This window comes from Aeromonas sp. JL9 (genome assembly GCF_024436075.1).
Lineage (GTDB): Bacteria > Pseudomonadota > Gammaproteobacteria > Enterobacterales > Aeromonadaceae > Aeromonas > Aeromonas veronii.
This window is the reverse complement of record NZ_JANFNV010000006.1, coordinates 23,340-45,572: the sequence shown is the minus strand read 5'-3', so window position 1 is coordinate 45,572 and position 22,233 is coordinate 23,340. Positions and strand designations below refer to the sequence as shown.

At 58.7% G+C, this 22,233-nt stretch carries 19 protein-coding genes; 10 read left to right on the top strand and 9 right to left on the bottom strand.

Going from position 1 to position 22,233, the window contains the following annotated elements:
• The first annotated feature begins 31 nt into the window (after positions 1–31).
• The 6 genes from ftsZ (at position 32) to mutT (ending at position 7,696) form a co-directional block, all read left to right on the top strand.
• Positions 32–1,183, top strand: coding sequence for a cell division protein FtsZ (gene ftsZ / locus NOM06_RS06600; protein ID WP_005336147.1), 1,152 nt, complete (start codon positions 32–34; stop codon positions 1,181–1,183).
• Between the two features lie 99 nt (positions 1,184–1,282).
• Positions 1,283–2,206, top strand: coding sequence for a UDP-3-O-acyl-N-acetylglucosamine deacetylase (gene lpxC, locus NOM06_RS06595; RefSeq protein ID WP_005336146.1), 924 nt, complete (start codon positions 1,283–1,285; stop codon positions 2,204–2,206).
• 140 nt (positions 2,207–2,346) lie between these two features.
• The gene (locus NOM06_RS06590) at positions 2,347–3,252 is read left to right on the top strand and encodes a M23 family metallopeptidase (protein ID WP_255910588.1); all 906 of its coding nucleotides are present in this window, start codon (positions 2,347–2,349) and stop codon (positions 3,250–3,252) included.
• Between the two features lie 59 nt (positions 3,253–3,311).
• Positions 3,312–6,032 (top strand): preprotein translocase subunit SecA, encoded by a 2,721-nt coding sequence (gene secA, locus NOM06_RS06585; protein WP_005356626.1) that lies wholly within the window; start codon positions 3,312–3,314, stop codon positions 6,030–6,032.
• A gap of 66 nt (positions 6,033–6,098) precedes the next feature.
• On the top strand, positions 6,099–7,283 hold the full coding sequence (locus NOM06_RS06580; RefSeq protein WP_255910572.1) for a tetratricopeptide repeat protein: 1,185 nt from the start codon (positions 6,099–6,101) through the stop codon (positions 7,281–7,283).
• An 8-nt stretch (positions 7,284–7,291) separates the two neighbouring features.
• Positions 7,292–7,696 carry an 8-oxo-dGTP diphosphatase MutT gene (mutT, locus tag NOM06_RS06575; protein ID WP_042053534.1) on the top strand — a complete coding sequence of 135 codons (405 nt, stop codon included), beginning with the start codon at positions 7,292–7,294 and terminating at the stop codon, positions 7,694–7,696.
• A gap of 76 nt (positions 7,697–7,772) precedes the next feature.
• On the opposite strand, the gene yacG is transcribed toward mutT, so the two are convergent.
• From yacG to NOM06_RS06530, 9 genes are all read right to left on the bottom strand, one after another.
• Complete coding sequence (yacG, locus tag NOM06_RS06570) at positions 7,773–7,967, bottom strand: DNA gyrase inhibitor YacG (RefSeq protein WP_255910570.1); 195 nt, start codon at positions 7,965–7,967, stop codon at positions 7,773–7,775.
• A 9-nt stretch (positions 7,968–7,976) separates the two neighbouring features.
• Positions 7,977–8,699: a cell division protein ZapD gene (gene zapD / locus NOM06_RS06565; RefSeq protein WP_005336141.1), complete on the bottom strand. Its 723-nt coding sequence runs from the start codon at positions 8,697–8,699 to the stop codon at positions 7,977–7,979.
• Between the two features lie 37 nt (positions 8,700–8,736).
• A complete protein-coding gene (gene coaE / locus NOM06_RS06560) occupies positions 8,737–9,351 on the bottom strand; it encodes a dephospho-CoA kinase (protein ID WP_069554212.1) in 615 nt (204 codons plus the stop codon).
• A 13-nt stretch (positions 9,352–9,364) separates the two neighbouring features.
• On the bottom strand, positions 9,365–10,237 hold the full coding sequence (locus NOM06_RS06555) for an A24 family peptidase (protein ID WP_201943689.1): 873 nt from the start codon (positions 10,235–10,237) through the stop codon (positions 9,365–9,367).
• A 61-nt stretch (positions 10,238–10,298) separates the two neighbouring features.
• A complete protein-coding gene (locus tag NOM06_RS06550) occupies positions 10,299–11,540 on the bottom strand; it encodes a type II secretion system F family protein (protein ID WP_005336136.1) in 1,242 nt (413 codons plus the stop codon).
• Between the two features lie 240 nt (positions 11,541–11,780).
• Complete coding sequence (tapB, locus tag NOM06_RS06545) at positions 11,781–13,487, bottom strand: PilB family type IVa pilus assembly ATPase TapB (RefSeq protein ID WP_005336134.1); 1,707 nt, start codon at positions 13,485–13,487, stop codon at positions 11,781–11,783.
• A 2-nt stretch (positions 13,488–13,489) separates the two neighbouring features.
• Entirely contained in the window at positions 13,490–13,936 is a 447-nt protein-coding gene (locus NOM06_RS06540) for a prepilin-type N-terminal cleavage/methylation domain-containing protein (RefSeq protein WP_305120747.1), read from the bottom strand.
• A gap of 315 nt (positions 13,937–14,251) precedes the next feature.
• A complete protein-coding gene (gene nadC, locus NOM06_RS06535) occupies positions 14,252–15,115 on the bottom strand; it encodes a carboxylating nicotinate-nucleotide diphosphorylase (protein WP_255910567.1) in 864 nt (287 codons plus the stop codon).
• Between the two features lie 3 nt (positions 15,116–15,118).
• Positions 15,119–15,589: a TIGR02281 family clan AA aspartic protease gene (locus NOM06_RS06530; RefSeq protein WP_201905148.1), complete on the bottom strand. Its 471-nt coding sequence runs from the start codon at positions 15,587–15,589 to the stop codon at positions 15,119–15,121.
• A 130-nt stretch (positions 15,590–15,719) separates the two neighbouring features.
• On the opposite strand from NOM06_RS06530, the gene ampD reads away from it, so the two are divergent.
• From ampD to aceF, 4 genes are all read left to right on the top strand, one after another.
• Entirely contained in the window at positions 15,720–16,295 is a 576-nt protein-coding gene (gene ampD / locus NOM06_RS06525) for a 1,6-anhydro-N-acetylmuramyl-L-alanine amidase AmpD (RefSeq protein ID WP_255910565.1), read from the top strand.
• Positions 16,296–16,573: 278 nt separating this feature from the next.
• Complete coding sequence (gene pdhR, locus NOM06_RS06520; RefSeq protein WP_255910563.1) at positions 16,574–17,338, top strand: pyruvate dehydrogenase complex transcriptional repressor PdhR; 765 nt, start codon at positions 16,574–16,576, stop codon at positions 17,336–17,338.
• A 79-nt stretch (positions 17,339–17,417) separates the two neighbouring features.
• Positions 17,418–20,078, top strand: a complete 2,661-nt coding sequence (aceE, locus tag NOM06_RS06515; protein ID WP_005355086.1) for a pyruvate dehydrogenase (acetyl-transferring), homodimeric type — start codon at positions 17,418–17,420, stop codon at positions 20,076–20,078.
• Positions 20,079–20,197: 119 nt separating this feature from the next.
• Complete coding sequence (aceF, locus tag NOM06_RS06510; protein WP_255910561.1) at positions 20,198–22,087, top strand: pyruvate dehydrogenase complex dihydrolipoyllysine-residue acetyltransferase; 1,890 nt, start codon at positions 20,198–20,200, stop codon at positions 22,085–22,087.
• Positions 22,088–22,233: the final 146 nt, after the last annotated feature.

Here is a 22,233-nt window from a genome sequence, read left to right as displayed (position 1 = left end):
CTGAGTCAGGCAAATAAAGCGGAGAGACAACATGTTTGAATTTATGGATAGCCACACTGACGAAGCCGTCATTAAAGTGATCGGTGTAGGTGGCGGCGGCGGTAACGCTGTCGAGCACATGGTTCGTCAAAATATTGAGGGTGTTGAGTTCATTACCGTCAACACCGACGCCCAGGCACTGCGTAACTCCAGCGCCAACACTACCCTGCAGATCGGCGGTGGCATCACCAAGGGTCTGGGTGCCGGAGCCAATCCGGAAGTGGGTCGTGATGCGGCCATGGAAGATCGCGAAGCGCTGCGTGAGCTGCTGACCGGTTCCGACATGGTGTTCATCGCCGCCGGTATGGGCGGTGGTACCGGTACCGGTGCTGCGCCGATCGTGGCCGAAGTGGCACGCGAGATGGGCATCCTGACCGTTGCTGTGGTCACCAAGCCGTTCTCCTTTGAAGGGAAGAAGCGGATGGGTTTCGCCGCCCACGGTATCGAAGAGCTCTCCAAAAACGTCGACTCCCTGATCACCATCCCCAACGACAAGTTGCTGAAGGTGCTGGGTCGCGGTATCTCCCTGCTGGATGCCTTCAAGGCGGCCAACGATGTACTGCTTGGCGCGGTACAGGGCATTGCCGAGCTGATCACCCGTCCGGGCTTGATCAACGTCGACTTCGCGGACGTGCGTACCGTGATGCGTGAAATGGGTACCGCCATGATGGGTACCGGTTCCGCCTCCGGTGATGACCGTGCCGAAGAAGCGGCCGAGAAAGCCATCTCCAGCCCGCTGCTGGAAGACGTGGATCTGGCTGGTGCCCGTGGCATCCTGGTCAACATCACCGCCGGTATGGACATGACCATCGAAGAGTTCGAAACCGTGGGTAACGCGGTCAAGGCCTTCGCTTCCGAGAACGCCACTGTAGTAGTGGGTACCGTAATCGATCCGGAAATGCACGACGAACTGCGTGTGACTGTGGTTGCTACCGGTATCGGTGCCGAGCGCAAGCCGGACATCACTCTGGTCAAGAGCAGCCAGGTGCAAGAGCGCCCGGTGCGTCAGCCGCTGGTTAGCGACATGATGCAAGGCCGCGTGATGGACGAAGCCCCGGCCAAGGTGGTCAACGCCGAGCCGCAAGCTCGTCGTGAACCGGATTACCTGGATATTCCGGCGTTCCTGCGCAAGCAAGCTGACTAAGCCTCTTATGGCTCTTGTTTGTTTGTTGTTCAAGGAATGTGCTAAGATGGCCTGCCAACGACCATCTGGTCCGGATTTTAAGCTGTTTAGGGTACACCCATGATTAGACAAAGAACCTTGAAAACGAGTGTACAGGCGACTGGTGTCGGCCTGCATTCGGGCCGGAAAGTCACTATGACGTTCCGTCCGGCGCCTGTGAACACAGGGATCGTTTACTTGCGTACCGACCTGAATCCTGTGGTGGAGCTGCCAGCCAATGCCGATCAGGTGCGCGATACCGTGCTCTGTACCGCTCTGGTCAACGAAGCCGGTGTCCGTGTCTCTACCATTGAGCACCTCTCTGCAGCGTTGGCCGGGATGGGGATCGACAACCTCTACGTTGAGGTTGACGCGCCCGAGATCCCGGTGATGGACGGCAGTGCGCATCCCTTTATCTACCTGCTTCAGGAAGTCGGGATCCGTGAGCAGAATGCTGCCAAGCAGTTTGTGCGGATCAAGAAGAGCATCCGGGTTGAAGACGGCGACAAGTGGGCGGAATTCCACCCTTATCGCAACGGCTTCAAGATGGATCTCGAGATCGATTTCCAGCATCCGGTCTTTGAAGGGCGCAATCAGCGTTGCGTACTGGATTTCTCCGGTGCCTCCTTCGTGAAAGAGATCAGCCGTGCCCGTACCTTCGGGTTCATGCGCGATATCGAGTACCTGCGTTCCCAGAACCTGGCGCTGGGCGGAAGCCTGGAAAACGCCGTGGTACTGGACGACTATCGGGTGCTGAACGAAGACGGTTTGCGTTATGAGGACGAGTTCGTCAAGCATAAGATGCTGGACGCGATCGGTGACCTCTATATGTGTAACCGCAGCATCATCGGTGAGTTCCGTGCCTACAAGACCGGACATGCCCTGAACAACAAGCTGCTGCGTGCCTTGCTGGCCGAGCAGGAGGCTTGGGAACTGGTGACCTTCGAGGGTGAGGGCGACAAAGCGCCTATCGCTTACTACGATAACGGTCTGGTTCTGGCCTGATAGCTGTGCAACGGAACGTCGGTCCTCTCTCCGCACCGACGTTCCGTCATTTGTTTACTCCATCCTTTAATACCGATTATCTCCCGGTTTTATTTCCCGTGCAGGCTCCTGGCCGCACCTGACCGAGCAGACTGATTTCTATGAGCATTACCCTGATCCTCCACGGCAAGCAGCGACGCAAGTTGCACCTGCCCAAACAACGTCTGGCCTGGGTCGGCGGTATTCTCTTCTCCCTGTTGGCCCTTGGTGGTGGTTGGCTCTGGCAGAGCTGGCACCAGAAAATGGAGGCGCTGGAAGTGGCGCTTGCCGTTGCCGAGCAACAGTCCGTCGACCAGAGTGGCGACGAAGCCCGTGAACAGTTGGCGATGCTGGCTGCTCAGGTGGGCACCATGCAAGGCCAGCTTGGCCGTCTCAATGCCCTCGGCGAACGATTGACCGAGCAGGCCGATCTCGATCCCGACGAGTTCAATTTCAAAGAGCCGCCCCCCATGGGCGGCCCTTCTTATGATGAAGAGCTGGAGGTGAGCCTCAACGAGCTGCAAGCCTCGATGAAACACCTCAGCCAGCAGCTCAGCAGCCGTGAAGAGCAGCTGTCGGTACTTGAATCTTTCATCATGAATCACCATATCACCGATGCCGGTTTTATTTCCGGCACGCCAGTCAAACAGGAGCGAGTTTGGGTCTCGTCCGGGTTTGGTGGACGGGTCGATCCGTTCAACGGGCGTGCCAAGATGCACAAAGGGGTCGATTTCCGTGGCAAACCCGGAACCCCGATTCTGGCCACCGGGCCCGGCATTGTCAGCTGGGCGGGCCGTCATCCGGAATTTGGCAATATGGTGGAGATTAATCACGGCAATGGCCTGGTCACCCGCTATGCCCACAACTCCAAGTTGCTGGTCGAGGTGGGCACCCTGGTTGATCAGGGTCAGAAGATTGCCTTGATGGGACGCACCGGTCGCGCGACCGGGGTCCATCTGCATTACGAAGTGTTGAAAGATGGTCGTCAGGTCAACCCCGCACGCTTTCTCAGTGCCAGACGGGGTTAGGTTTTTTTCTTCAGGTTCCAGTGACGGAACGCTTTTATAACCAGAAATAGTTGGTACCCATGATTAGCACACTGCTTACCAAGATTATCGGCAGCCGGAACGACAGAACGCTCAAGGCTTTGCGCAAAATTGTAAAACAGATCAATGCCATGGAGCCGCAGTTCGAGGCTCTGTCCGATGCCGAGTTGCAGGCCAAAACGGCCGAGTATCGTCAGCGTATCGAGCAGGGTGAGACCCTGGAGCAGTTGCTGCCGGAAGCGTTCGCTACCGTGCGTGAAGCCTCCAAGCGGGTGTTCGGCATGCGTCACTTCGACGTGCAGCTGATCGGCGGCATGGTGCTGAACTCCAACCGCATCGCGGAAATGAAAACCGGTGAAGGTAAGACTCTTACTGCGACTCTGCCAGCTTACCTGAACGCCCTGAGTGGCCGCGGTGTGCACGTGGTGACGGTGAACGACTATCTGGCCAAACGTGACGCTGAGGCAAACCGCCCGCTGTTTGCCTTCCTCGGCATGACCGTCGATTGCAACGTGCCCGGTATGGATGCGTCCCAGAAGCGTGACGCCTACGCCGCCGACATCACCTACGGTACCAACAACGAATTCGGTTTTGACTACCTGCGCGACAACATGGCGTTCTCGCCCGAGCAGCGCGTACAGCGTCCGCTCAACTACGCGCTGGTGGATGAGGTGGACTCGGTGCTTATCGATGAAGCCCGGACTCCGCTCATCATCTCCGGTCCGGCCGAAGACAGCTCAGAGCTCTATATTCGCGTCAACAAGCTGATCCCGCTGCTGGTCAAGCAGGACAAGGAAGACACCGAAGAGTACACCGGCGACGGTCACTACACGGTGGACGAGAAGAACCGTCAGGCCCTGCTGACCGAAAACGGTCAGATCTTCGTGGAAGAGCTGCTCAAGAAAGAGGGGCTGCTGGACGAGAACGACTCCCTGTTCTCCGCCTCCAACATCAGCCTGTTGCACCACGTCAATGCCGGTCTGCGTGCTCACACCCTGTTCGAGCGCAACGTGGACTACATCGTCCAGAAAGACGAAATCGTCATCGTTGACGAGCACACCGGTCGTACCATGCCGGGTCGTCGCTGGTCAGATGGTCTGCATCAGGCCGTTGAAGCGAAGGAAGGGGTGAAGATCCAGAACGAGAACCAGACGCTGGCATCCATCACCTTCCAGAATTACTTCCGTCTCTACAACAAGCTGGCGGGGATGACAGGTACTGCAGATACCGAAGCCTTTGAATTCCAGCAGATTTATGGCCTGGATACTGTGGTTATCCCGACCAACAAGCCGATGGTGCGTAAAGACATGGGCGATCTGGTCTACCTGACCGCCAACGAGAAGTATGCCGCTATCATCGAAGATATCCGTCAGTGCGTGGCCAAGGGCCAGCCTGTACTGGTCGGTACTGTCTCTATCGAGAACTCCGAGCTGCTCTCCGGCATCCTGACCAAGGAAAAGATCCCGCACAAGGTGCTGAACGCCAAGTTCCACGCCATGGAAGCTGAGATCGTCGCCCAGGCCGGTCAGACTGGTGCAGTCACCATCGCCACCAACATGGCCGGTCGTGGTACCGACATCGTGTTGGGTGGCAACTGGCAGGCAGAGATTGCCAAGCTGGAGAACCCGACCAGCGAGCAGATTGCCGAGCTGAAAGCCGCCTGGCAGGTGCGTCACGATGCGGTGCTGGCCGCCGGTGGTCTGCACATTATCGGTACCGAGCGTCACGAATCCCGTCGTATCGACAATCAGCTGCGCGGCCGTTCCGGTCGTCAGGGTGACCCGGGCTCCTCCCGTTTCTACCTCTCCATGGAAGATACCCTGATGCGGATCTTCGCCTCCGACCGCGTGACCGGCATGATGAAGAAGCTCGGCATGGAAGAGGGCGAAGCCATCGAGCACCCGTGGGTCACCAAGGCGATCGAAAACGCCCAGCGCAAGGTGGAAGGTCGCAACTTCGACATCCGCAAGAGCTTGCTGGAGTTTGATGACGTCGCCAACGACCAGCGCAAGGTGGTCTACGAGCAGCGCAATGAGCTGCTGGATACCAACGACATCTCCGAGACCATTCACGTTATCCGTGACGACGTCTACGGCGCGGTGATCGACGAGTACATTCCGCCCCAGTCTCTGGAAGAGATGTGGGACGTGCCGGGTCTGGAAGCACGCCTGAAGGCCGACTTCGCGCTGGATCTGCCGCTGCAACAGTGGCTGGCGGAAGATGACAAGCTGTATGAAGAGAAGCTACGCGAGCGCATTCTGGACGAAGCCACCAAGCTCTATGCCCACAAGGAAGAGCTGGTTGGCAAAGAGGTGCTGCGCAACTTCGAGAAGGCGGTGATGCTGCAAACTCTGGATGGTCTCTGGAAAGAGCATCTGGCGGCCATGGATCACCTGCGTCAGGGCATCCATCTGCGCGGTTATGCCCAGAAGAACCCCAAGCAGGAGTACAAGCGCGAATCCTTCGATCTGTTCACCCAGATGCTGGAAACCCTCAAGCGCGACGTGGTCAGCATCCTGAGCCGTGTTCAGGTGCAGGAGCGCGATGTGGAAGCGATGGAAGAGCAGCAGCGCCAGCAGGCGGAAGCCGCTCCCCGCACCTATACCCACGCCGCTGCCGAGAGCCAGCTGGCCGATGAACAGGCCGCAGGCGAAGAGGGCCACACCACCTTTGTACGTGACGAGCAGAAGATCGGCCGCAACGATCCCTGCCCGTGCGGTTCCGGCAAGAAATACAAGCACTGCCACGGTCAGTTGACCTGATACCCTGCCATGATGAATACACCGCCCTCCGGGCGGTGTATTCATTTTCGGACCAAGGAGGGGACGATGAGCAGATTGCCGACGGGATGGGATGGGGAGGCACATGGACACTGGCTGCAGGAGAGACGCCAGGAGGCTATCCGGTGTGTGCTGAACAGGCTGAACGCAGAGACGAACAAATCCGTTCCCTTGCAACTGCAGTTTGCCTATTACCTCTTTTTGTCCGGCGATCCCGCCTCGGCGGCCCAAGTGCTGACGCTGGCGTACCGGGCCACGCCCGATAACATTGAGGTGCTGCGCAATCTCTGTGTCTGCCTCTCGCGCTCCGATCAACATGAGCGGGCCGTGACGCACCTGGTCGAACTGGTGCGGCGCGAGCCGGATGATTATCTGGTTCATGACGGGCTTTGCACCTCCCTTGCCAAGCTAGGGCGTCATGAAGAAGCGGCGAAAGCAGGGACCCGTGCCCTGACTCTCAAGGATGAGGCTGTCTCGCAGCCCGTCGCGGGGTGGGCGCTGCCGGCAGAGGGGCCGGATGCCTGGCTCGCGGAGCAGGGGAAGAAGCAGGCAGTCATCGCATTCTCCCTGTGGGGAGCACAGCCCCGCTATTTGCGGGGGGCGCTCGACAATGTGCTGGCAGCAGCCTACCTCTATCCCGGCTGGCGGGTGCGCTTCTATGTGGATGGCAGCGTCCCTCAGGGGTTTCTGGCCTGCCTGCAGGAACATGGCGCCGAGATAAAGGTACAGCCCGATGGCCAATCCCAGCGTCAGCGCCTCTGCTGGCGCTTCCAGGTCACCAATGATCCCGGAGTGGGGCGTTTTCTTGTACGCGATGCTGACTCCGTGCTGAATCTGCGGGAGCGGCGGGCGGTCGATGACTGGCTTGCATCGGGGCGCTGGTTCCATATCATGCGTGACTGGTGGAGCCACACCGATCTGGTGCTGGCCGGCATGTGGGGCGGTGTGGCCGGTGTGCTGCCTCCCCTTGCGCCGCTGATGGCGAGCTATCAACCCAGTACCATGGAAACCCCGAACATCGACCAGTGGTTCTTGCGAGACTGTTTATGGCGCTATTTGCGCCAGAGCGCGCGGGTACACGATCGTTGTTTCACTCCGCCTGGTGCGGTGCCTTGGCCGCAGGTTGCGCCGCCGGGCAATGAGCATGTCGGGCAGGATCTCTTCAGGGCGCGGGGGGAGCAGCAGGCTATTCGGCTGGCCCCTTGGATCGCCCGTTTGCCGTGTTTACGCTGAGGACAATGATGGAACAGAAAAAACGGATCTGGGTGGCGGTTGGCGTCATCGAGAATGAACGGGGCGATATCTTCATCGCCAGACGCTCCTCCGATCGCCATCAGGGGGATCGCTGGGAGTTTCCCGGTGGCAAGGTGGAGTCGGGCGAGGATCTGCTCACCGCGCTGGATCGGGAGCTGTGGGAAGAGATCGGCATCCGGGTATTGGATTGTGCTCCCTTCATGGAACTGCAACACGACTACCCGGAGAAGCAGGTATTGCTGGATATCTGGAAGGTGACTCGTTTCAGCGGTGAGCCGTTCGGCAAAGAGGGGCAGGAGTGCCTGTGGGTGCCGGTGGCCGAGCTGAACAACTACCACTTCCCCGATGCCAATGGCCCGATTGTAGCGCGGCTACAGGGTCTGCTGGCGTGAGCCGGTAGCAATCAACAAGCATGAAAAAAGGGCCAATCGGCCCTTTTTCATATTGCAGAGATGAGTGACCAAGGGCTTACAGCCACTGATCGCCCTCTTCCGGCTCCGGCAGCAGATCCGGGTTGATCTCCCCCGGGATCCGCTTCTCTTCATCGGCCCACTCGCCAAGATCGATCAGCTGGCAGCGCTTGCTGCAGAAGGGGCGGAACGGACTCTGCGGGCCCCACTCCACTTGGCTCTGACAGGTCGGACACTTTACCTTGGTGACCATAAGCCCTCCTTAGCAGCAGGCGAGCTGGAATGGCACGTCGCCAATCGGCTGTTCTGCGGTGGGCAGAAAGCGCAGGGCGAAGCGGTTCTTGTGGCCGCTCAGGGTTGGGTAGCAGAACAGATTGCCCGGCAGCTTGATGCGGATCAGCTCGGCGCTCTCGGCGGTGTCCTGGAAGAAACCGTTGCTGGCAACCTGCTCGCTGAAGCTGCCTGATTCACGCCACAGGCGCAGCAGCAGGGTGATGGCATTCATCAGTAGATTGATATCGCTCAGCCAGCCCTGCATCTGCTGGTGACGGGTGATGGCCGGGGTGCCGAGCCAGTGGTGCAGCTGTGGCACATCGAAGGCACACAGACCACCCGGGATGGAGAAGCGCTGGCGGATGGAGCCGAGCAGACGATCCTCTTTCAGGCGGGCACCCGGGCGTGGCGAGTTGAGCAGGTTGCGGGAGAGCTGGCTGCTCTCTTGCTGCATCAGTTTGATCTGCTCCAGATCGACATCGGGCAGGCTGGCCCAGTGACTCAGACGCTGGCCGAGACGCTCCAGATCCTTGATGAGGTCGGCGCGCAGGTCACCACGCTCCAGCAACTCCTGCAGATCGAACAGCCCTTTGAAGAAGGCGATATGTGCCCAGGATTGTTCACTCTCCAGATTGTCGCGGATCTGGGAAAACAGGGACTCCAGACGAAGATAGGTCCGGCTTTTTTCATTGAGGGGGAAATCGTAAATCATGCCTAATCCTGGCCAGCCATAAACCGGCCTAGTGTACTCACACTTGGCGGGCTTGTTGAGAGGCAATTGCCAGATATGTCTCGTGCAGCGCCAAAATCCGCGTTTTAATCGCCATTTCGCTACCATTGTGGTTTTCGATGACATCATCCGCCGCAGCGAGACGTTCCGACCGGCTCGCCTGAGCGGCGATGATGGCTCGGGCCTGCTCGGCCGATACACCATCCCGGCGGCAGGTGCGCTCAACCTGGGTGGCTTCGTCTACATCGATCACCAGCACCCGGTTGGCGAGGCCGGTGAGTTTGTTCTCCACCAGCAGTGGCACCACCAGCAGGCAGTAAGGTGAACTGGCAGCGGCACACTGGCGCAGCATTTCGCTGCGAATCAGCGGGTGGAGCAGGGCATTGAGCCACCCCTTGGCCTGCGGGTCGCTGAAGACCCGGTCGCGCAGGGCGCGACGGTCGAGTTGACCGTTCGAATCAATCACATTCGGGCCAAAATGGTCGGCGATGGCGGCAAGGGCCGGGGTGCCCGGCTCGACCACTTCGCGGGCGATCACATCGGCATCCACCACCTCGATACCCAGCGCGGCAAACTGATTGGCGATAGTGGTCTTGCCGCTGCCGATACCACCTGTGATAGCAACTACATACATGGGGGCCTCTTGCTCAAAGCAGGGTAGAGAGATACCAGCGGGTGATGGTATCGCCCCACAGCAGGGCGATCCAGCCCGCGATGGCGAGGTAGGGGCCGAAGGGAATGGGCTTGCCCTGATGGTGTTTGTGCAAGGCGATCAGACTGATGCCGATCACGGCGCCGACCAGGGATGAGAGCAGCAGAATTATGGGCAGCGCCTGCCAGCCGAGCCATGCGCCCAGCGCCGCCAGCAGCTTGAAGTCGCCATAGCCCATCCCCTCCTTGCCGGTTAGCAGCTTGAAAGCCCAGTAGAGGCTCCAGAGCACCAGATAGCCCGCCATGGCGCCGCTCACTGCATCAGCCAAGGGGACGAAGCCACTTGCCAGATTGAACAGCAGCCCGCCCCACAGCAGTGGCAGGGTGAGCTGGTCGGGCAGCAACATCTTGTCGAGATCGATGAAGGTAAGGGCGACCAGCACCCAGGTCAGCAACAGGGCGGCCAGCGTCCCCCAGCCCGGTGTTATGACCATGGCAACGGCCACCGAGAGCAGGGCTGTCAGCAGCTCTACCAGCGGATAGCGGGCCGAGATGGGGGCCTGGCAGTCGCGGCAACGCCCTTTGAGCCAGAGCCAGCTCAGCAGCGGGATGTTCTCAAGCGCAGTGATGGCGTGGCCACAGTGAGGGCATGCGGAGCGCGGTACCATCAGGTTGTAGCGCTCTGGCGCAGTTGCCTCCTCATCGGGGGAAAAGTAGCCGCGATACTCGGCCTGCCATTCCCGCTCCAGCATGATGGGCAGGCGGTGGATCACTACGTTGAGGAAGCTGCCGATCATCAGGGAGAAGAGAAAAACCAGCGAGAAGTAGAGCCAGGGCAAGCTGTGAGCCAGCTCGAGAAGAAGTGTCATAACCAACCGTCAGTTATTGAATGAGGGGGAGGGCATGGTTGTGGTGTCATGCCCTGATGAATCAACCTACCACGTCGCCAAGCTTGAAGATGGGCAGGTACATGGCGATAACCATGCCGCCGACCAGCACCCCGAGCACCACCATGATGAGGGGTTCCAGCAGGCTGGTGAGGCCATCGACCAGATCATCCACCTCCTGTTCGAAGATGGTGGCGACCTTGGAGAGCATATCATCGATGGCACCGGACTCCTCACCGATCATCACCATCTGAATCACCATGTCGGGGAAGAGATCGACGGTGCGCATCGCCACGTTGATCTGCATGCCTGCCACCACTTCGTTGCGGATGGCCATGACCGCGGTGCGATAGACATAATTGCCGGAGGCCCCAGCCGCCGAAATCAGCGCATCCACCAGCGGAATACCGGCGGAGAAGGTGGTCGACAGGGTGCGGGCAAAGCGAGCCATCGCCGCCTTGTGCAGGATCATTCCGACCACCGGAATGGTGAGGACGAACTTGTCGGTATTGTCTTTCACCTTCTGGGAGGCCCGCCAGGCCCGCACATAGAGGAAGATGCCAAGGGCGGTGCCACCAAAGAAGACATACCACCAGTTCTGCATAAAGCGGGAGATGCCGATAACAAACTGGGTGAACACCGGCAGCTCGGCACCGAAGCTCTTGAAGATATCCTCGAACTGCGGAATGACAAACAGCAGCAGGATGGAGGTGACCACGATGGCGACCAGAATGACCATGGTGGGGTAGAACATCGCCTTCTTGATCTTCGACTTGAGTGCTTCCGACTTTTCCCGATAGGTGGCGATACGGTCGTAGATGGTTTCCAGCGCACCGGATTGCTCACCGGCTTCCACCAGATCGCAGTAGAGATCGTCAAAGTAGAGGGGATGGCGGCGCAGAGCCTCCGACATGGGGGTACCAGTCTCCACATCGGCGGCAATCTGCCCCATCAGCTCGCGCATCGAGGCTTTCTCGTGGCTGCGGGCGATGATCTGCAGGCTCTGCACCAGTGGTACGCCAGCGGAGAGCATGGTGGTGATCTGACGGGAGACGATGGCGATATCCATCGGCTTGATCTTGGCGCCGCCCTTGGAGAAGAGCCCCTGGGATTTCTTGGCTACCTTGGTGACGTTGACCCCCTGCTTGCGCAGTTCGGTCTTGACGGTGTTGATGCTGTCGGCCTGCAGCTCGCCGGAGACCTTCTGCCCCTTGCGGTTTACCCCGTGCCAGCGGAAGGCGAAGACTTTCTTGGGGGCATTGTTCTTTTTCGTTAGGGTTGCCATCTTTGCATCCTGCAATGGGGTTAGTTGTCAGAGCCTGGCTCTGCGCGTCACCAACCTGGTCAAGGTGCCCGACTGGCTTGATGCCTGCGGGGTACTGATAGGGTGTGTGGTACCTTCTTGGCGCCAGCCCGGTCACTTGAATATCTGATTACTCTGTCGTTCGGACTATCATCCGTTCCGTGTTCGTGAACGACGAATTCGTTCTGCTAACCAAACCGGCGGGTCGTTACGTCACACGGATCAGTTGGTGGTGACCCGGTTGACCTCGGCCAGACTGGTGACCCCGAGCCGGGCCTTCTCCAGCCCCGAGGTGCGCAGGGTGCGCATCCCCTCCTTCTGCGCGATAGCGGCGATTTGCAGGGAGTTTGCCCCCTGCATGATCAATTTGGCGATGTTCTCCGACATCAACATGATTTCGTAGATGCCGACCCGCCCCTTGTAGCCGCCGGAACACTCCTTGCAACCGACCGGTTTGAACAGTCGCAGTCCGGCAGCCAGCTGCTGCGGCGTAAAGCCCAGCTCCAGCAGTTCGGCTTCCGGCACCACTTCCGGCGCTTTGCAGTGGTCGCACAGTTTACGGGCCAACCGCTGGGCCATGATCAGGGTGACCGAGGAGGCGATGTTGAAGGCCGGAACCCCCATGTTCATCATCCGGGTCAGGGTCTCGGCGGCGGAGTTGGTATGCAGGGTGGAGAGCACCAAGTGGCCGGTCTGTGCCGCCTTGATGGCAATCTCTGCGGTTTCAAGATCGCGAATTTCACCCACCATCACCACATCCGGATCTTGCCGCAAGAAGGAGCGCAAGGCGCTGGCAAAGGTGAGCCCCGCCTTGGGGTTGACCTGCACCTGATTGACGCCGGGCAGGTTGATCTCCACCGGATCTTCGGCGGTAGAGATATTTACCTCGGTGGTGTTGAGAATATTGAGGCCGGTATAGAGCGAGACCGTTTTCCCCGAGCCGGTGGGGCCGGTCACCAGGATCATTCCTTGTGGCTTGGAGAGGGCGCGCAGGTACTGTGCCTTCTGGCGGTCGTCGAAGCCAAGCTGCTCGATATTGAGGCGTGCCGCCGAGGAGTCGAGCAGACGGATAACGATCTTCTCCCCCCACATGGTGGGCAGGGTGTTGACCCGCATATCCATCGATTTGTTGCGTGACAGCTTCAGTTTGATGCGGCCATCCTGTGGCAGCCGCCGCTCGGCGATATCGAGCCGCGCCATGACCTTGAGGCGGGCAGAGAAACGGTTGGAGAGGTTGACCGGCGGCGTAGCGATTTCGTGCAGAATGCCATCTATGCGAAAGCGCACCCGATACTTGAACTCATAGGGCTCGAAGTGCAGGTCGGAGGCACCGCGCTTGATGGCATCCATCAGGATCTTGTTGATGTACTTGACGATGGGAGCATCGTCATCGGCAGTATTGACGCTCTCGTCCAGTCGGCTGTTTTCGTCGGAGACCTCGAGATCCGAAATCTCGGATTCGTCGATATCCTCCATGCCGAGGGCGTCATTTTCGCTCTCCAGCAGCTTGCCGATGGCGGCGGTGAGCTTGTTCTCCTCCACCAGCAGCGCTTCGGTATGAAGGCCGAAGCTGAAGCCAAAGTCCTCCAACGCCGAGACATTGGTCGGATCCGACATGGCGATATAGAGGGTGTGGCCCTGGGTGTAGATGGGCAGCACATGGTGTTTCTCAATCAGCTTCTGATTGAGGTACTTCTGCGGGATCTCTGCCAAATCGAAGGCGGCAAGATCCAGCAGAGGTACCCCATACTCCAGCTCGCAAAAATCAGCGAGCGCTTTGCTGTCGAGGATCTCGTTCTCTATCAGAAATGTCACAAAGGGCTTGCGCTGGGCCTTGGCCTGGCTCAGATAGCGCTGGGAGTCCTCTTCACTGATCAGTGAAGAGGCGGCCAGGCTTAACGCCAGGCCGCTATTAGGGCTAGAGGTCATGATTACGGGCAGTAATCAGTTTGAGCTCCATCAGCGTTTGCGCATGATTTTTTCCAAACCAGCGGCACGCTTGCAGAGGCTGTTAGGGTAAATACATCATCTGTTGTTAATGGAGATAAATCTGTTCCTGACGGCGCTGCGGAAATGGTTATGGCTGCTCCATCAGTATCTGTCCCTGTATATGTTACTTCGACGTTCCCAGAAGTAACTGCGCCACTTGGCATGCCATTATCATTGTTATTGCATTCGGTTGTGCCATAAGACTGCATGCATACTTCCACTTGAGTTTTTATTGCTCCAGTGGCTGCAACTAATTCTGTCATTTTGGCTTTCTTGGTGTAGTTCTGATACGCCGGCAGTGCTACTGCCGCCAGAATCGCGACGATCGCGACCACGATCATCAGTTCAATAAGGGTAAAACCCGATTGTTTCTTCATTTCGCTGTTCATTGAAAATATCCTTTTATCCTTGGTTCCTGGGAAGTGTCGGTAGAAAACCATCCGAACGTCAGTATCTTATCCGAGCTGTCAGGGGTGGCAACAGAGATTGCTGCCTTTGTTAACCACTTTCATGTCATTTACCAAAAACTTGATGCGAGTCATAAAATAAGTGGCTTCTTATGACTCTTTGTTACGGGTGAAAGCGGGTCCGTCATTACACTCCTTTGCTGAGGGATCCTGCATAAAGAAAAGGCGCCCATGGCGCCTTTTGCAAGTTGTTTATCCGGTTAGGTCGAGTATTTGCTCAGGCCTGCGGGGTGAATCTCACTGCTGGATAAAGCGCATGGAGAGATCGAGCGCCCGTACATGCTTGGTGAGCGCCCCGACAGAGATAAAATCGACGCCGGTGGCGGCAAACTCGGCCAGGGTATCCAGCGTCACATTGCCGGAGACTTCCAGCTTGGCGCGGCCCTGATTGATGGCGACGGCTTCCCGCATCATGGTCACGTCGAAGTTGTCCAGCATTACGATATCGGCCTTTGCCGCCAGTGCCTGCTCCAGTTCTGCCAGTGATTCCACTTCCACTTCCACCGGTTTGCCCGGATTGAGATGACGAGCCTCATTAATCGCCTCGGCAATGCCGCCACAGGCGAGAATGTGGTTTTCCTTGATGAGATAGGCGTCATAGAGGCCGATGCGGTGATTCTTGCCGCCGCCACAGGTGACCGCGTACTTCTGGGCGGTGCGAAGCCCCGGTATGGTCTTGCGGGTGTCGAGCAGGCGGCAGTCAGTGCCCTCCAGCTCTGCCACATAGCGGGCGGTGAGGGTAGCAACGCCGGAGAGGGTCTGGACAAAATTGAGGGCATTGCGCTCGCCGGTCAGCAGCAGGCGGGCGGGGCCATGGAGGCGGAACAGCTCCTGATTGGGGGAGAGCACTTCCCCATCCTGCACCAGCCACTCCACCTTCACCTCGCCGCCGAGTTGTACGAACACTTCATCCACCCATGGCTGGCCGCAGAATACGCCTGCTTCACGGGTGATCACCCGGGCGCTGGCCATCCGGTCGGCCGGGATCAGTTGGGCGGTGATATCGGCGCTGGCGTCCGGTTGGTCCAGCGTGGTGAGGGCATCGCCCAGATCTTCGAGTAGTGCGGCGCGCACGGCGCGGCTGACATCCTGTTGAAACATGCCTTATTCCTGCAAGGGTCTGAGCAGCAGTTGCCGCTCCTTTTGAACCAGCTCCAGCCGACCGAGGGCGTTCATGCCAACCAGCACTTCGTCACCGTCTGCCACCGGATTGATAAAGATGGCCAGATCGTACAAGGTCAATGGCCCCATCGCCAGCGTTTCGATGGTGCCGTTGCCGACCCGGATCTGCCCCGCGGCGGTATTGACCTGGCTGCTGCCATAAGCGGTCAGGCCGAGCCGCTCGGCAACCTGCTGCGGGATGGTGATACGGGTGGCGCCGGTATCGAGCAGCAGTTGCACCGGCTGGCCGTTGATGGCACCCTCCAGACGATAGTGGCCGCTCTGGTCGGCCCGCAGCAACAGCTCGCCGCTGGCGGTGACGCTTGGTTGGTTGCGGGAGTGAAAATAGAGGGTCAGCAGACCCATCAAAGAGAGCCAGGCCAGTAACCACATCCAGCGTGCCGTGTGCTGCATACCCCATCCATATCGAGCGGAAGATGACTCAGCCTAACATACCATTTCCCTTGGATTCAGTGAGTTGGTGCCGGATTGCCTATCAGGTATCTTCGTTTTCTCGCCATTTATCAGCCAACTCGAGTAGCCGATGACTCAACTCGCTTCGCAACCTTGTTTCTCTATCGATGCCGCAGGCTGGTGCCAGCAGGCGCGCCGGGTGCCTTCTCCCCATCACAACGAACGGGCAGCGCCGGATGATATTTCCCTGCTGGTGGTGCATGGCATCAGCCTGCCGCCGGGGGAGTTTGGTGGCCCCTTTATCGACGATCTCTTTATGGGGCGACTCGACCCTGAGGCTCACCCCTATTTTGCCGGTATCCATCAGCTGCGAGTCTCGGCTCATTGCCTGATCCGCCGTGATGGCGAGCTGGTGCAGTATGTGCCGTTCGGCGAGCGTGCCTGGCATGCGGGAGTATCGAGCTGGCTGGGAAGGGAGGCATGCAATGACTTCTCCATCGGCATCGAGCTGGAAGGGACTGACGAAACCCCCTATACCGAGGCTCAATACCGGGCGCTGGTGGGGCTCACCCGAGCCATCTCGGAGCGCTATCCGGCGATTACCCACGAAAAAATTGTCGGCCATTGCGATATCGCGCCAGGGCGCAAGACGGATCCCGGAGCCAGTTTCCAGTGGGATTACTACCGGCAACTACTAAACAGCTAAAGTAAATATTCAAATTTAGTTAGGGTTTTAAAATCAATGGCTTGCCTATCTGGCAGGCCATTTTTGTCTCTGGTTGCGCAAATGTTATTTGTGAGCGCGGTCAAGAATATTGGTCAGACCATTTTCTATGAGCTAAATCATGTTTCCCCTGCTTTACCTCTTAAGTGGTGGGGCTGATTCTTGACTCAGATCATCTTTTGAGTGGACTTTTCAAAAGGCCTCTGCTAATTTTCGCCCCATCCATAAAATTGGTAATACCAATTTAACAAAGTAGCCTCATGCCCTATCGCAAGATTACGCAACCCAAGTTGGCCGACTCCATTGTCGCCGAGCTGGAACAGATGATTCTGGAAGGCAGCCTGCAGCCGGGGCAGAAATTGCCTCCCGAGCGGGAACTCGCCATCCAGTTTCAGGTATCGCGCCCCTCCTTGCGCGAAGCCATCCAGCGACTGGAAGCGCGCGGATTGCTTTATCGCCGTCAGGGCGGCGGCACTTATGTGCAGAATGCCCTGAGCAAGGGGATCGCCGATCCTCTGTTCGAACTGCTCAGTACCCACCCGGAAGCCCAGTATGATCTGCTGGAGTTTCGCCACGCGCTGGAAGGCATCTGTGCCTACTACGCGGCCTTGCGGGGAACCGGGTCTGATTTCGAGCGCATTCGTCAGGTGCAAACCACCATCGAAGAGGCGGGCCAGTTGGGCTCGCTGGTGGCCGAGTCGGCAGCCGTGACCCAGTTCTATCTGGCGGTGGCCGAGGCGTCCCACAACGTGGTGCTGCTGCACCTGCTGCGGGCGATGGGCCCGATGCTCGAACAGAACATTCTGCAGAATAACGAGATTTTGAATCGCCGCCCGGGAGTGGTAGCCAAGATACGTCGCCATCGCGCGAATCTGATCGAGGCTATTCTTTCGGGGGCTCCGGAGCGGGCCAGAACAGCTTGTCATGAGCATCTGGCCTTTATCGAGGACACCTTGTTGGATATGCAGAGGGAAGACAGCCGGATCCAGCGATCCATGCGTCGGATCCGTCAGCAGGAAAACTAATCCCACAAGGCTCTATTGTCGAATGCTTGCGCCCTTCGCCGTGCAATGCCGTGCAATCACAACAACATAGGAACCAGCCATGTCTGATATCCTGAAGAACGATGTGGACCCGATAGAAACGCTGGAGTGGCTTGCCTCTCTGGAATCCCTGCTGCGTGAAGAGGGTCCGCAACGCGCTCAGTTCATCCTTGAACAGTTGGCCGAGAAAGCCCGCGTAAGCGGTGTGGACGTGGCTGCCAAGGCAAATCGCGATTACATCAACACCATCCCGTCCAGCGATGAGCCGGACTACCCGGGTGACCTGGAGATGGAACGCCGCATTCGCGCCATCATCCGCTGGAACGCCATGATGATCGTGCTGCGCGCGTCCAAGAAAGACCTGGACCTGGGTGGTCACATGTCTTCCTTCGCTTCTTCTGCGACCATCTATGATGTCTGCTTCAACCACTTCTTCCGTGCTCGCAACGAGAAGGATGGTGGCGATCTGGTTTACTTCCAGGGTCATATCTCCCCGGGCATCTATGCTCGCGCCTTTGCTGAAGGTCGTCTGACCGAAGAGCAGCTGGACAACTTCCGTCAGGAAGTGGATGGCAAGGGTATCCCTTCCTATCCGCACCCGAAACTGATGCCGGACTTCTGGCAGTTCCCGACCGTCTCCATGGGTCTGGGCCCCATCGCCGCCATCTATCAGGCTCGCTTCCTGAAGTACCTGACCGACCGTGGCATCAAGGATTGCTCCGAGCAGACCGTTTACGCCTTCCTGGGTGACGGCGAGATGGACGAGCCGGAAGCCAAGGGCGCCCTGACCGTTGCCGTGCGTGAAAAGCTCGACAACCTGGTGTTCGTGGTCAACTGCAACCTGCAGCGTCTGGATGGTCCGGTTGTCGGTAACGGCAAGGTCATCAACGAGCTGGAAGGCCTGTTCGCTGGCGCCGGTTGGGATGTCACCAAGGTTATCTGGGGTCGCAAGTGGGATGAGCTGCTGAAGAAAGACACTTCCGGCAAGCTGATCCAGCTGATGAACGAGACCGTGGACGGTGACTACCAGACCATGAAGTCCCGCGACGGTGGCTACATCCGCGAACACTTCTTCAACCGTTATCCGGAAACTGCCGCGCTGGTCAAAGATATGACCGACGAGGAGATCTTCGCTCTGAACCGCGGTGGTCACGATCCTCGCAAACTGTTCGCTGCATTCAACAAGGCAACCCAGACCAAGGGCAAGCCGACCGTTATTCTGGCCAAGACCATCAAGGGTTACGGCATGGGTGAAGCGGCTGAAGGCAAGAACATCGCTCACCAGGTCAAGAAGATGGAGCTGGACTCCGTGCGTCACCTGCGTGACCGCTTCAACCTGCCAGTAGCCGACGAGCAGCTGGCCGATCTGCCGTACCTGAAGATCGAAGCCGGTTCTGCCGAGCACAAATACCTGCACGACCGTCGCACCGCCCTGAAAGGCTATGTGCCGACCCGTCTGCGCGAAAGCACCACCAAGCTGGAAATCCCGGCACTGGATGCCTTCGGCCCGCTGCTGGGTGAGCAGGCGCGCGAAATCTCCACCACCATGGCGTTCGTGCGTTCCCTGAACGTGATGCTGAAAGACAAGTCCATCGGCAAGCGCATCGTTCCGATCCTCGCTGACGAAGCCCGTACCTTCGGTATGGAAGGTCTGTTCCGCCAGATCGGTATCTACAGCCCGCACGGTCAGCAGTACACCCCGCAAGACCGCGACATCGTCTCCTACTACAAGGAAGACAAGCAGGGTCAGGTTCTGCAAGACGGTATCAACGAGCTGGGCGCCATGTCCTCCTGGCTGGCTGCTGCGACCTCTTACAGCACCAACGACTGCCCGATGATCCCGTTCTACATCTACTACTCCATGTTCGGCTTCCAGCGGATCGGCGACATGGCGTGGGCAGCCGGTGACCAGCAAGCCCGTGGCTTCCTGCTGGGTGCAACCTCCGGTCGTACTACCCTGAACGGTGAAGGCCTGCAGCACGAAGATGGTCACAGCCACATCCTGGCGAACACCATCCCGAACTGCATCTCCTACGATCCGTCCTACGCCTATGAAGTGGCGGTGATCGTACAGGACGGCCTGCGCCGCATGTACGGTGAGAACCCGGAGAACGTGTTCTACTACATCACCACCCTGAACGAGAACTACGCCATGCCGGCCATGCCGGAAGGCGCCGAGGAAGGCATCCGCAAGGGTATCTACAAGCTGGAATCCGTCGCCGGTGCCAAGGCGAAAGTTCAGCTGCTGGGTTGTGGTTCCATCCTGGGTCACGTGCGCAAGGCTGCCCAGATCCTGGCCAGCGAGTACGGCATCGGTTCCGATGTGTTCAGCGTCACCTCCTTCAACGAGCTGGCCCGTGACGGTCAGGACGCGGATCGCTGGAACATGCTGCACCCGACTGCCGAAGCTCGCGTACCGTACATCGCTCAGGTACTGGGTTCCGAAGCCACCATCGCTGCGACCGACTATATGAAGTCCTTCGCCGATCAGGTTCGCGCCTTCGTTCCGACCGAGAACTACCGCGTGCTGGGTACCGACGGTTACGGCCGTTCCGACAGCCGTGCCAACCTGCGTCGTCACTTCGAAGTGAACGAGTTCTACGTGGTGGTTGCGGCTCTGACCGAACTGGCCAAGCGCGGCGAGGTAGACAAGCAGGTTGTGGCCGACGCCATCGCCAAGTACGGCATCGATGCCGACAAGGTCAACCCGCTGTACGCGTAAGTGGATCAAGGGTCGCGCCGTATGACGGCGCGACCCTGCCAGGATTTAAAACGGTTAACGCGAGATGTGCGTGGCGGCCTCAGCCAGTCACGCGGATCGACGCAAGAGGATAAAGCACAATGTCCAAACAGATTATGGTGCCGGATATCGGCGCCGATGAAGTTGAAGTCACCGAGATCATGGTGGCCGTAGGTGACAAGGTCGAGCTGGACCAGTCCATCATCGCGGTAGAAGGCGACAAGGCCTCCATGGAAGTACCGGCCCCGTCTGCTGGTATCGTCAAAGAGATCCTGATCAAGGTAGGCGACAAGGTTGCCACCGGTTCCCAGATCATGATCTTCGAAGCCGAAGGCGCTGCTGCTCCTGCAGAAGTGGCCGCTCCTGTTGCAGCTGCTCCGGCCGCCGCACCTGCCGCAGCCGTGCGCAAAGATGTGCATGTACCGGACATCGGTGACGACGAAGTGGACGTGACTGAAATCATGGTTGCCGTGGGCGACATGGTAGAAGCCGAACAGTCCATCATCGCCGTGGAAGGTGACAAGGCCTCCATGGAAGTACCGGCACCGTTCGCAGGTCGCGTGGTCGAGATCAAGGTTGCCGCTGGTGCCAAGGTCTCTACCGGTTCTCTGGTGATGGTATTTGAAGTGGCTGGCGCTGCGCCTGCTGCCGTTGCTGCTCCGGCTCAAGCTGCCGCGCCCGTGGCTGCGGCCCCGGTTGCCGCCGCTGCCAAAGAGGTCAACGTACCGGATATCGGTGGCGACGAAGTGGAAGTCACCGAGATCATGGTTGCGGTGGGTGACAAGGTTGAAGCCGACCAGTCCCTGATCGCCGTGGAAGGTGACAAGGCCTCCATGGAAGTGCCTGCGCCGTTCGCCGGTGTGGTCAAAGAGATCAAGGTGAAGGCGGGTGACAAGGTCTCCACCGGTTCCCTGATCATGGTCTTCGAAGTGGCTGGCGCTGCTCCTGCCGCCGCGCCGGTTGCTCAAGCTACCGCTCCGGTCGCTGCAGCCCCTGTTGCCGCTGCTCCGGCTCCGGTTGCCCAGGCTGCTGCCGCTGCGACCGATTTCGTTGCCAACGACGCTTACGTGCACGCCTCTCCGGCGGTACGTCGTCTGGCGCGCGAGTTTGGCGTCAACCTGGCCAAGGTGAAAGCTTCCGGTCGCAAGGGTCGTATCGTCAAAGAAGACGTGCAAGCCTACGTGAAGGATGCCATCAAGCGTGCCGAGTCCGCACCTGCCTCTGCCGGCGTAGCCGGTGGCAACGGTCTGGGCGTACTGCCGTGGCCGAAAGTAGACTTCAGCAAGTTCGGTGATGTGGAAGAGGTCGAGCTGACCCGAATCCAGAAGATCTCCGGTCCAAACCTGCACCGCAACTGGGTCATGATCCCTCATGTCACCCAGTTCGACGAAGCCGATACCACCGAGCTGGAAGCGTTCCGCAAAGAGCAGAATGCGATGCTCGAGAAGCAGAAGGCCGACGTGAAGATCACCCCGCTGGTGTTCATCCTGAAAGCCGCCGCCAAGGCGCTGGAAGCTCACCCGCGCTTCTGCAGCTCCCTGTCCGAAGATGGCAGCAAGCTGATCATGAAGAAGTACATCCACATCGGTGTGGCGGTAGATACCCCCAACGGTCTGGTTGTGCCCGTGGTGCGCGATGTTAACAAGAAGGGCATCATGGAGCTGTCTCGCGATCTGGCCGAGATCTCCAAGAAAGCCCGTGCCGGCAAGCTGACCGCTGCCGACATGCAGGGCGGTTGCTTCACCATCTCCAGCCTGGGTGGCATCGGCGGTACCAGCTTTACCCCGATCGTCAACGCGCCGGAAGTGGCCATCCTCGGTGTTTCCAAGTCCGAGATGAAGCCGAAGTGGAACGGTAAAGAGTTCGCGCCGCGCCTGATGTTGCCGCTGGCTCTGAGCTACGACCACCGCGTCATCGATGGTGCCGATGGGGCTCGCTTCATCACCACCATGAACGGTGTGCTGTCCGACATTCGTCGACTGGTCCTGTAAGTGAGAGGGCGGGCCCAGAGCCTGCCCTTTTTACTTCTCATTTCATTAACATGATCGTAAACTTGCCCCGTTTTTTTCACGGCTGCAGCCACCCGTTTCGGTATAAGACTGCGCTGTCCGGGGATATAAGAACGACAAAGAGGTCA